The organism is Fervidicoccaceae archaeon (assembly GCA_038734945.1).
Classification (GTDB): Archaea; Thermoproteota; Thermoprotei_A; order Sulfolobales; family Fervidicoccaceae; genus ARK-14.
In genome coordinates, this window is record JAVYOA010000009.1 from 71723 (window position 1) to 83230 (window position 11508).

Genomic DNA, 11508 nt, shown 5'->3' on the forward strand with positions numbered 1-11508 from the left:
TTTAGAGCGAGAGACGGTTATAAGCTTGAACTTGCAAGAATTATTCGGTATGGAACGATGAAAATAAGGCATCTCGTAATTATAATGCTATTGCTATTCATACTTGGAGGATTCATAGGCTATTCTCTTGCTATGAGCAACCCATATGGATTGGCTAAGGAGCTATTCAACTCATTCGGAAATAAGGCAAAAACCATAGGATTTGCCCCATTCTCAATAAGATCTGCTTTCCTAATTTTCATGAACAACTTTGCTATTGCCCTTCTAATGATTATCCTGAGCATAACCATTGTACTTCCATCTGTTGTAGTCTTTCTCAATGGAGCTGTTGCTGGTGTGGTTGTGGCCTTTGCTGAAGGAAATGGAATAAGCATACCACTAGCTATTCTTTCCATGATCCCCCACGGACTGTTTGAGCTATCAGCCTTTTTCTTATCAGCTTCGTATGGAACTGCCCTTGGAATTGCTTTCTGGAAAAGGATCATCGGAAAAAGTGGAAATCTCTCTTCTCTTATAATAAAGCTACCTCTCTATGTCTTTGCAGTGGCAGCTCTTCTCCTGATAGCAGCATTCGTGGAGACTTTCATTTCTCCCCTCATCCTAACCCTGTAGTTTTTTGTACTAAAAGCACTTTGAAGCAATTTATATCCTTGATTTAAATTGTTACAAATTTTTTATTTTTTCCCACCTTTTTCCCATAAATTTATATAATTATTATATATTAACATTAAATGGTGTAAAGGTTGGAAAACGTTAAGAGGGTCTTCATTGTTGTGGAGCGATGCGTTGGATGCAAGAGCTGTGAAATAGCATGCCACATAGAGCACTCCAAGAGCAAGGATCTCTACAAGGCTATTTTCGAAATTCCAAGGCCTAAGAGATTCAACACTGTTCTAAAAGTGGATCAGTATAATGCCTCGCTGAGATGTGCTCACTGTGAGGATCCTCCCTGCGCTAATGTTTGTCCTACGGGAGCATTACAGAAAGACGAAGAGACTGGATTTGTTACATATAATCCCGCTAAGTGCATTGGATGCTGGCAGTGCGCAATGGTATGTCCTTTCGGTGCCATCTATCCTGACTATGAGACCTTAACAGCAGCGAAGTGCGATGGCTGCATTGAAAGAGTCAAGTCAGGCAGGCTACCGGCATGTGTAGAGGCCTGTCCAACTAATGCTCTGGTCTTCGCAGATGTCAAGGAAATGGAGCAATTCAAAAGAGAGCGCTCCCTCAGAGAGCTCACAGCAGGGCAGAAAGTTTCAATTTTTGAGCTAGGGGTGGTCTAACATGGTAACCGATCTATTGAAGGAGAAGAAGGAGGCAATAGAGAAAAGCAGTCAAGAATACGGAATGCTCGATGAAGGAACTGTCAGGCTTCTAAAGAAAGAGGAGAAAGAGGCGAGGACAACAGTTTATCATAGGCTCGCGAGGCAGGAGCCGCAGTGTGGCTTTGGTGAGCTAGGTGTATGCTGTAGGATGTGCTACATGGGCCCCTGCAGAATCGATGTTTTCAATTCAGGAGGTCCTCAGCTCGGAGTGTGTGGTGCTACTGCCGATACTATAGTTGCGAGAAATCTACTTAGAGAGACCGTTGGAGGAGCAAGCTCCCATGTTGAGCATGCTATGGAAATAGCTGAGATATTGAGGGATGTGGCAGAAGGAAAGCTAGAAGCGTATAAAATAAGAGATACAGAAAAGCTTCTCAGTGTCGCACGGAATCTCGGAATAAATACGGAAAATAGAGAAATTTCAGAGATAGCTCTCGAAATTGCTGAAGCATCTTTGGAGGATCTCTATAAGCTCGACAGAAAGCCAAGTAGATGGATAGAGAAATACTCTCCATCCTCGAGCTTTAAAAAATGGAGCGCGTTGGGAATAGTGCCAACTAACATATGGCAGCCCATAGTGAATGCTATGCATAGAACATCCATGGGAAATGATGCCGATCCAGTTAACATCCTGCTAGCAGATCTTAGGATGGGAATAGTGGACGGCTACGGACTCACCATGGCCACTGAGCTCTCCGATGTGCTTTTTGGAACTCCAAACATTATTCACAGCTATGCAAACTTAGCTACTATAAAGGAGGACTATGTTAATATTGCAGTTCATGGTCACAACCCTGCTCTATCAGAGAAGGTTCTAGAGTGGGCCGAAAAGCTGCAGGAAAGAGCAAGGGCCATAGGAGCTAAGGGAATAAACATAATTGGGGTCTGCTGCACAGGAAACGAAGTCCTAATGAGGCATGGGATACCTCTGGCAGCGAATGAAATGCAGGCAGAGCTTGCCATAGTCACCGGAGCTCTAGATGCAATGGTAGCTGACTTTCAATGCATTTGGCCCATACTTGCTCAAGTAGCTTCTTGCTATCACACAAAGCTCATAACCACTGTTCCCTATGTGAAGATTCCTGGAGCCATACACATAGAATTCTCTCCCGAGAAAGCAGATGAAGTTGCTAGGAGAATAATCGAAATAGGACTTGAGGCCTATCAGCAGAGAAATCCAGCGAGGGTCTTCATACCGAACCATCCAGAGGAAGTTTATGCAGGTTTCTCCGTCGAGGCGCTGCTTGGAATTCTCAAGAAGGTCGATCCGGAGGATCCTCTCAAACCTCTAATAGAAAACATAGCAAACGGTAACATCTATGGAATTGCGGCAATAGTGGGATGTCCCAACCCAAAAACAAGAAAGTATCTGTTCAGTGAGAGGCTTATAAAGGAGCTGCTCAAGAACAACGTTCTTGTTATAGTTACTGGCTGCATAGCTCACATAGCTGCACAGGCTGGCTTCATGAATCCGAGAAAAATAGATGAAATTGGTGTTGGGGAAGGATTGAAGAGTGTGCTCAAAGCCCTGGGAGGGGCAGCTGGATTGCCCAGCCTTCCTCCCACAATTCACATGGGATCATGTGTGGATAACTCAAGGATAGGTGTGCTGCTTAAAGCAGTTTCAGAAAAGCTGCATGTCGATGTGTCATCGCTCCCTGTTGTAGCGTCTGCTCCCGAACTCATTACGGAGAAGGCTGTTTCCATTGGTACTTGGGCTCTTGCTTTGGGTGTGACTGTGCATGTCTGCCCGCCTCTCAGAGTCCTAGGAGGACCGCAGGTTGCTGATATTTTAACAAGGCAATTAAGGAATATTACTGGAGGGGAGCTCTATATAGAGTGCGACCCGGAGAAGGCAGCCAAGGAGCTTATTAGAAAAATTAGAGAAAAGCGTATAGGGCTAGGACTGAGGGCGTGAAATAGCTTGCCGTTCACAAGAGCAAGCGAGGAAGAGAGAGATAGAATAATTAAGGAGATACTCCTCGAGCTGCCTCACAGAGAATCTAAAACAGATGAAGGACTTAGAGTTGTTGTTACAGGAAAGGGGGGTGCTGGAAAAACAGTACTTGCCTCACTCCTCTCTTACCGATTTGCTGAAGCAGGCTATAGGGTCTTGGCGGTTGATGAGGATCCTCAGATGAACCTTCCAATGTCTTTAGGACTTACAGAGGAGGAAGCCAACAGGATAGTCCCTCTCAACAGGCAGCTCGATTATATTGAGGAGAAAACAGGGGCTAGGCCAGGAACAGGCTGGGGTTTATTCATAAGACTCAATCCAAATGTAGAGGATGTAGTTGAAAGGTTCGGTATTAAGATTACCGAGAAGCTCACTCTTTTGGTAATGGGAACAGTGGTTCAAGCAGCTGTTGGCTGCACGTGTCCCGAAAACGATCTCCTTGCAGCAGTCATGAACTACATTTCCTTGAAGAGGAATGAAGTTATAGTTATGGACACTGAGGCTGGTCTTGAGCAGTTTGGTAGAGCAATCTCAAGAGGTTTCCATCACTCCCTCATTATCTCCGAGCCAACATTAACTTCTATGAGTGTCTCCTTGAGGGCAGCCGAGCTCTCCAGAGATCTCAAGATTCCCTACGTGCACCTAATCGTGAACAAAGTAAAAAACAAAGAGGATGAGCAAAAGGCTCTGAGCGTGCTGAACAGCACTGGCAGGAAGCTCTTCCACAGCATATCCTTTCTTCCCTTTTCTGAAGAGATTTATAGAAACGAGCCTTCTGTTCTCCCCATGCTCAACTACCGGAATACTGAGTTCATGCTCAAGTTCGAAGAAGCCTTCAAGAGGATCTTTGGAAGCTGGCTCGTTCAGAACAGCAGATCCTGATCAAGAAGCGTTTTTTTGACCTCATCTATTCCATTGAACACAGGAAATATCTCTCTTCTTCTCATTAGATATCTCTTCAGAAGGCCGCTCCATCTAACATCTCCAACCATCTCTGCTCCAACTATTTTTCCATCTCTAGAGTAATATAGCTCGAGAAGTCCATCCTTCTCGATTTCGATCTCCTCATCATATTTCCATACGTTTCCCAATGAAAAAAATGCTTTATCATCTATATTAATAGAATTCAGCCTCACACCACCATCATGCTTCACGCTTTCTCCAGCAACATTTGCTCCAGCTATCTTTCCAGTCTCAAACGCGTTTGTCCATGTTGGAATTGGGGAGACAGCATCTTCAAGAGCATGCTTGAGCTCTATGCAGTCCCCCGCTGCGAAGACGTCTGGAGAGGAGGTTCTCATAAATTCATCAACAATGATACCACCGCTTTTTCCAAGCCTTATCGATTCATCGACAAATTCCGTGTTGGGTTTAACTCCTACAGCCATAACTATCGTGTCTGCTCTGTAGAATCCACCCTCAGTTTTCACTCCTCTCTCGGGCTCATCTTTCAGCTCAATCACCTTTTCCTCTTTGTATATTTCTATTCCATCTCTTCTAAGATTATTCTCTATCATATTGCTTAGCTTCTTGCTGAAAACCGTGCTGAGCACATTTTCCAGAGCTTCGATAAGCTTGACTCTTTTTCCAAGCTTCCTCAGAGAGAGAGCAATTTCGACTCCAACTGGGCCAGCCCCAATTATTGCTATCTCCTTCCCGGCACTACTTTTTAGTCTTTCAGCATCGTCGTAGGTCCTCACAACAAGGGCCATGTCAGAATTTGGTATCTTCAGCCTTCGTGGGGAAGCTCCGCTTGCTATAATGAGCCTATCGTACGGTATTTCCCTTCTTCCAGTTGAAACGATCTTTTTCGAAGTATCTATGAATTTCACATCTTCACCAAGGTAAAGTTTTGCTTTATTCTTCTGATAGAAGCTCACATCTCTCGAGAAGAGGTTATCCTTGCTGAGTCTACCCTCTATGTAGTACGGGATCGCAGCTGGAGAGTAAAATGGGCGGGTCTCATCAAGCTTTTCCCTTGATAGAACAATTATTTCAGAAGATTTATCGTATTTCCTCATCTCTCTTAAGGCCGAGATTCCTGCTATTCCATTTCCAATGATAACAACCCTCATTACTTCCCACTACAGTTGTTTTATTTATTCAAAAAATTATTTTAACCTTTTGTCAGCATTCGAACTCAGCCTATAGGACAAAGCGAAAAAAGCTTTTATCGTACTTCTAATTTATTTTCGCCTTCTCATCACTGCTAAAAGCATCACCGAAAGAAGAAGAACAGCAGCAACAGATGCAATCACTATGTTTCCATATCCTCCACCACCCTGTGCAGAAGTAGAGGCAGAAGATGTTTCACTCCCTGTGGCTGTCGTTTTTGTAGGGAAAGTATTTGTGGCTGTTGTCACAGTGTATGAAGTGATTGTGGTTGCTGTTGTGGTTATAGTAGTTGTTGATGTGCCGCTGAACACTCCCAGAACCTGCGAAGGAGGAGATGCAAGAGGATACAGATCCAGGACATCCTTCCCTGTAGTGGTTGCTATAGCATAGGGAGAATCGACTATTCCGTCCTTGTTGCTGTCTGGAGATACGTGATTGTACCAGTAGTTCCCCATCTTCGTCGTTTCATTCGCTATGTACCATGAATTCCCACCACTTTCGTCTGCTGCGCAGTAATTATAGCAGTACCAGAACACATTTCCAAATATTGTGTTGTTTCCTGTAGATTTCGACATATATACTCCTATATGTCCAGTTCTGTTAATGAAATTAAGAGCAATTGTGTTACCATAGCCATTGAGCGCATTGACTCCCCTTCCTCCAGAAAGCACATTGAGCACAATGTAATTGTTGCTTCCTCTAAGCTCAACTGCAAATTGTCCCCCTGATATTATGTTCTCTCGCAGTATGTTTTCGCTTCCTGTAAGCCTTATCCCAGACGAAGCTCCAGCTATTTCGCTCTTCTCCACTGAATTTGCTATCGAGCCTGCCGGTATATCAATTCCTATGTCTCCGCTTATTCTGCTTCCCATAACAACAGCATCCCTTCCAGTAAGGAGAACAGCTGTTGTAGCTGAAGATACCGTGGAATTTCTCAGCTCTCCACTGCTCATCTTCACTCCAGTACCATCGTAGCTTCTTATATTGCTGAACATTATCTGAGTGCTCCTGCACCCGCCAACTCCTATGCTCCCATTGTAAACAGAAACAGAGCTATAATAGAGGCCCAGCATGCTGCACGCTCCCCATATTCCCCCGGGCTTTGGAGTGAGATTTTCTCTTCCAGCAGTGATGCTGCAATGCTCCACACTTGCACTTGCCCAACCATGATCCATATCCCCTAGCTGGATTCCGCTCGCTGTGCTCTCAACCACCATGCTCTCCAGAAGGACATTGCTAGCCAAGACTTTTATAGCAGAATCCAATCCGCTCGAAGGCCGTTCTAGAACTACTTTCATGCTTCCTACTTTGGAATTGTTGGCATATATCTCTATTTGGCCTTTTATCACAACTGTAGAGTTGCTTTCACCAAAGATTGTTAGAGTTTTTGTTACTTTAAAGCCCGAATAAGTCCCCGCCATCACAGTTATTATATCTCCATCTGATGCTGCATTAATCGCTGATTGTATATCCTGATAATCTCTAGGAACGACTATGCTCTTTGCTCCGCTGCCCTCCAGCAATGAAGAGGAAAAAAGCACAATACAGAGGGCTGCAGTTATTAGAAAGCACGCACTTCTAGAGAAGTTCAAGCTAAATCACAAAAATAATGTCAAATTTTAAATATATAAAATTAATATTTTACTTCTTTTCCCTCCTATAAAATTATTTATTTCCCTTTTTCCACACGTAATGAATTAATAGCAGAAATCGTCTTCTCATCTTAGAATAAATGGACTTGAGACCCGGATATGAGCAGCTCTTTATGTATTCTGCCCAAAACAAACGCAGAGCTTCTCTTAATGAACTATCGAGGCTGGCACGAATGAACTTCAAACTTCCAGGAATATTTTTCATCATAATAAAAAAATTGGGGAAAAACTCTGCCAGTTGAGCTGATCCACGAGATTACCTTCTAGTTGCCTCCGAGAGAAGGGATTCCATGGCATCCATAAAGGACTTGAGCTCGCTATCGTCATGTACCAATGCAGGTAATAGATGAGCCATACCCTCTCCAAGATATAGTACTCCATTGTTCCTTGCATGGAGGTTCAAAGCCCTCTCTGCTAGACCTCCGCTCCACCTCAGCTCATATGCTTCCCCAGTATTTCTAGGTCTTTTCCTAGTGAAGTGTATCCCAGTCATGGTTCCGGCTCCCGTTGAGAAGCACTCCACACCATAGCTACTGCATATTTTTTCTGCCTTCCTTCTCAGATCCTCCCAAGCTGAATTCGCATGCTGGTATATTTCTCTGTGGCTGCTCAGATATTCAACTAGAGCCCTTCCAGCATGAATAGTTATTGGATTTCCAGTGAATGTCCCCCCATGGAAGGCCCTCCTCGCTCTGTCGGGAAACTTTATGTGATCCATCATCTCCATTATTTCCCTCCTCCCTCCAATTGCTCCTGCTCCAGGCATTCCACCTCCAACCGCTTTGCCATATATCACCATATCAGCCTTCACTCCAAAGAACTCCTGACCTCCTCCAGGAGAGAGCCTGAATCCTGTTATGACCTCGTCGAATATCAGCAAGGTTCCATGCTCTAGCGTCAGCCTTCTAAGCTCCTTCAAGTATCCTTCATCAGGACCTATGCATCCTCCTCCTCCGAGCACCGGCTCGACTATTACTGCTGCTGTAGGATAGCTCCTCAATGCTCTCTCCACAGCCTCTATATCATTGTATGGAACTGCTATTGTGAACTTTGTGAAATCCTGGGGAAGACCTGCAGATTCAGGGAGATCGAAAGGAGGGGAAGATGTTGCTTTGTGCAGTGATTCAACTCCACCATGCCATCCTCCCTCCATCTTCACGATGTAGTTCTTTCCAGTGTATGCTCTAGCAGCCCTCACAGCATATAGATTGGCCTCAGTTCCGCTGTTGGAGAACCTGATCATCTCTATTCCTGGAAGGAGCTTCGTAAGGAACTCGGCATACTCAAGCGCATACGGATTCTCATACCCAAGATGTGAGCCTTTCTTCAGAGCCTCATTCACTGCCTCTATAACTTGCTCAGGGAGATGTCCAAGAAGATGAGTTCCATGCCCCTCCCAGAAGTCTATATATTCATTGCCATCCACATCGTAGACCCTTGTCCCCTTGGCACTTTTTATGAACAATGGATAGGGCCTGAAGAACCTTATAGCATAGGTAACTCCTCCTGGTAGTACTTTCCTAGCTCTTTCCCAGAGCTCCTTGCTCCTGCCTGTTTTTCTCCTATATTCTTCCTCCTCTCTCTTTGCTATCTCTGACAGCCTGGAGATCAGCACCGTGTTCTCCATGCCTCTCATTACCTCTCAAATCTTATCTTGAATGGGAGAAGCTCGGTCATCAGATGAAGCCCAGGATCCTCATCGATAATTTTCTCCGCAGTGCTTATAAGTATGGAGGCAGTCCCCAGATCTCCCGGAGTTCCCGTGCTCTTCCACAGAATTTTGTAGTCCTTTCCTTCCACAAGAATTTCCTCGAAATCTGGAGCTCCTGCATAGGCGTGGAGCTCTACCCTTATGACTTCTCTACTTCCAAGAAAGCCTGAGCCATATCCTCTCATGCCAAGGTTCTTTCCCTTCGCTACTTTGATTCCCTCATGCTCCACGTCCTCCTCAGCTACAACTAGCTGGGATCCCTCCTCAACTCTGGTGAGATTCAGATCTCCTGCCTGGGCAATAAGAAGCACGGATTCTGCATAGCCAACATGCCCAGTTATCTCCCCTCGCTTCAGCATTTCCTCCACAACTTTTGGATCTTCTCCAACCCCCACCTTCTTTCTGAATGGTTCCCTCCTCTTGAAAGCATCTAAGCTCCTCACAACGTTTATTCTCCTGACAGTGGGAGAAGAGGATGCTATGACAGCAACAAGAGTATCTAGTATGAATCCAGGATTTACTCCTGTCCCTATTATAGGAACGCCCATCCTTGAAGCGAAATCATTCAATCTGACGGAGAGAACAGGGTATCTATAATAAGGATAAGCTAGAGTTTCACATGAAGATACAATTGGCGCTCCAATTCTGATTAGAGAGAATAGCTGATCGAACACCTTATCCAGATATGAGCCTGTAGCATGAATAATCACATCAGAATCTATGAGAGAAGATATATCGTTACTGACCTTTACTCCTAATGCTTCTCTTCCTAGGAGCTCTCCAACATCCTTTCCGATCATATCTTCTCTAACATCAATGGCTCCAGAGATCTCGTGCCCTCCATCCAGGGCAACCCTAGCAGCAAGTCTTCCAATTGCTCCAAAACCGTAGAAGCCTATTTTGAGCTTCATGGAGAACATCCTCACAGAAGTTCATGGTAAAATAATTATATTGTGTTAATATTTAAATTTTGCTTTATTTAACAGAATAAGACTTTAATAATTGTAATAAGAATATATTATTAAGAAATTAATAATTAAGTCCCACACAAGTGATCCTTCTTGTCTGAAAGAACATCTTTTTGGAAAAGAGTAGGATACGCCGCCCTAACAGCAGCAATAATACAGAATGTCTGGATAGGCGGTGGTTATGGGAGTGGTAGAGAGATCGTGCAGTATATAGCAAGATTTGGATCTCTAGGCTGGATATCGATAGTTGTTGGGTCTTTAGCTCTCTTAATAGCTCTACTCCTGTCATTCGAAATAGCACGAAGGTTTAAGGCTTTTGATTATAGAATTTGGTCTAGACAATTCCTATGGAAATTTTGGCCAGCATTTGAAGTATCCTATGTAATATTAGCATGGATAGTCATAGCTGTAGTAGGTGCTGCAGCAGGATTCATGTTGTCAGATCTTGCCAATATACCTTACTGGGTCTCAGTCACTATAGTGCTTCTAGCAATATTTCTCCTCCATTTCTATGGAAGGAAGGTCATAGAAGGATTCTGGATTGTTGGAACTGTTGGGCTCTATATGCTCTACATAGCTATATGGGTTGTCTTTCTCTCGGTCAGAGGAGGAGTCGCAATGCAGAACATATCAGCAGGGGTTCACCAAGGGACAATAACTGAAGCAGCTATCAGCGGATTCCAATATACCATGTATAATTTAGTAGTTGTGGCTTCCGCTCTCCAATCTGCAGACAGATATAAGGGAAAAATGGAGAGCATCTTTGCATCTATCCTTTCTGTCTTTTTTGTCTATATAACGGCGGCCCTGCTATGGATATGCTTCATGGGCTGGTATCCTGAGGTAATAGGAATGACAGTTCCAGTTTATGAAATAGCCAAGTCTCTGGGAGTTTCCTGGCTCCTATATTTATATGTGTTCTGGATATTCTACACATTAATAGCCACAGCTCTTGGAATGATATATGCTATAGTTAGAAGGGTCAGTGCTCAGCTGGAGGCAAGGGGAAAGAAGCTGAGGAAAAGTAGCGAGGCAATTATAGCATCTCTCCTCTTTCTCGTATCCGTAATCACTGCGCAGGTTGGTCTTGTCACTCTGGTAGCCAAGGGATACGGCACGCTGGCATGGGTGTTTTTTGCTGTTTATTTCATCCCAATTGTCACCATTGGTGCGGTCAGAATTCTGAAACCTGAGTGGAGAAAGGATCTATGGGGATAGAAACGGGCGGCAAAAATCTCAATTTTTTATAAAAACTCTAGGGAGAGAGCCTTTCCTCTTCAGGACCGAACCTATCTCTTATTCTCTCTTCAAGCAGCTTCGCCCACTGCGGCAGCTCTATTTCTTTTATCTGCCTACCATGGTCATAGGGCTTTATGTCAAGAACCGGGGTGCCATCGCTCAGATCCAATCCACTGACAAAGAGCTTGTTTCCTTCCACCCGAATTAACCTGACAATGCTCAAGCCAATTGGATTTGGCCTTGCTGGACTATCGGAGGCAAAAACCCCCACTTCTGGAATATCGTCTATTCTGATTCCAAACCTCTCGAGCTTTCTGTGCTTAATTCTCAGAACTTTCCTCTGATCCTCTCCTATTTTGTGAAGAAATGATATGACAATTATATGAGAGAAGCCCTCCAAGTTGAGGAGACCATCAGAATACTCAGGAAGAATTTCAATATAGCCTTCAACTCCTCTCCACGCTCTTTTCAAAACATCATCATCCTTGCCGTGCCTGACATATCCTATTGGCTTGAAGCATATATACGAGAAGCTCAT

10 protein-coding genes are annotated in these 11508 nt (G+C 44.2%); 5 read left to right on the plus strand and 5 right to left on the minus strand.

Going from position 1 to position 11508, the window contains the following annotated elements:
- The first annotated feature begins 57 nt into the window (after positions 1-57).
- The 4 genes from QXR92_04815 to QXR92_04830 all read left to right on the plus strand — a co-directional run bounded on the left by QXR92_04815 (position 58) and on the right by QXR92_04830 (position 4167).
- The gene (locus QXR92_04815) at positions 58-612 is read left to right on the plus strand and encodes a stage II sporulation protein M (GenBank protein MEM0319320.1); all 555 of its coding nucleotides are present in this window, start codon (positions 58-60) and stop codon (positions 610-612) included.
- A 131-nt stretch (positions 613-743) separates the two neighbouring features.
- Positions 744-1286, plus strand: a complete 543-nt coding sequence (locus QXR92_04820) for a 4Fe-4S dicluster domain-containing protein (GenBank protein MEM0319321.1) — start codon at positions 744-746, stop codon at positions 1284-1286.
- A 1-nt stretch (position 1287) separates the two neighbouring features.
- Positions 1288-3246 (plus strand): anaerobic carbon-monoxide dehydrogenase catalytic subunit, encoded by a 1959-nt coding sequence (gene cooS / locus QXR92_04825; protein ID MEM0319322.1) that lies wholly within the window; start codon positions 1288-1290, stop codon positions 3244-3246.
- Positions 3247-3252: 6 nt separating this feature from the next.
- Positions 3253-4167 carry an AAA family ATPase gene (locus QXR92_04830; GenBank protein MEM0319323.1) on the plus strand — a complete coding sequence of 305 codons (915 nt, stop codon included), beginning with the start codon at positions 3253-3255 and terminating at the stop codon, positions 4165-4167.
- On the opposite strand, the gene QXR92_04835 is transcribed toward QXR92_04830, so the two are convergent.
- The 4 genes from QXR92_04835 to QXR92_04850 form a co-directional block, all read right to left on the minus strand.
- Complete coding sequence (locus tag QXR92_04835; GenBank protein ID MEM0319324.1) at positions 4149-5360, minus strand: FAD/NAD(P)-binding oxidoreductase; 1212 nt, start codon at positions 5358-5360, stop codon at positions 4149-4151. The two genes, QXR92_04830 and QXR92_04835, sit on opposite strands and share 19 nt — an antisense overlap.
- A 111-nt stretch (positions 5361-5471) precedes the next feature.
- Positions 5472-6992, minus strand: a complete 1521-nt coding sequence (locus QXR92_04840) for a NosD domain-containing protein (GenBank protein MEM0319325.1) — start codon at positions 6990-6992, stop codon at positions 5472-5474.
- Between the two features lie 316 nt (positions 6993-7308).
- Positions 7309-8679 (minus strand): aspartate aminotransferase family protein, encoded by a 1371-nt coding sequence (locus QXR92_04845; protein ID MEM0319326.1) that lies wholly within the window; start codon positions 8677-8679, stop codon positions 7309-7311.
- Positions 8680-8687: 8 nt separating this feature from the next.
- Entirely contained in the window at positions 8688-9674 is a 987-nt protein-coding gene (locus tag QXR92_04850; protein ID MEM0319327.1) for a dihydrodipicolinate reductase, read from the minus strand.
- 150 nt (positions 9675-9824) lie between these two features.
- Between QXR92_04850 and QXR92_04855 the strand changes: the two genes are divergently transcribed.
- Positions 9825-10949: a hypothetical protein gene (locus QXR92_04855; protein MEM0319328.1), complete on the plus strand. Its 1125-nt coding sequence runs from the start codon at positions 9825-9827 to the stop codon at positions 10947-10949.
- Positions 10950-10986: 37 nt separating this feature from the next.
- On the opposite strand, the gene tsaA is transcribed toward QXR92_04855, so the two are convergent.
- Positions 10987-11508, minus strand: a complete 522-nt coding sequence (gene tsaA, locus QXR92_04860) for a tRNA (N6-threonylcarbamoyladenosine(37)-N6)-methyltransferase TrmO (GenBank protein ID MEM0319329.1) — start codon at positions 11506-11508, stop codon at positions 10987-10989.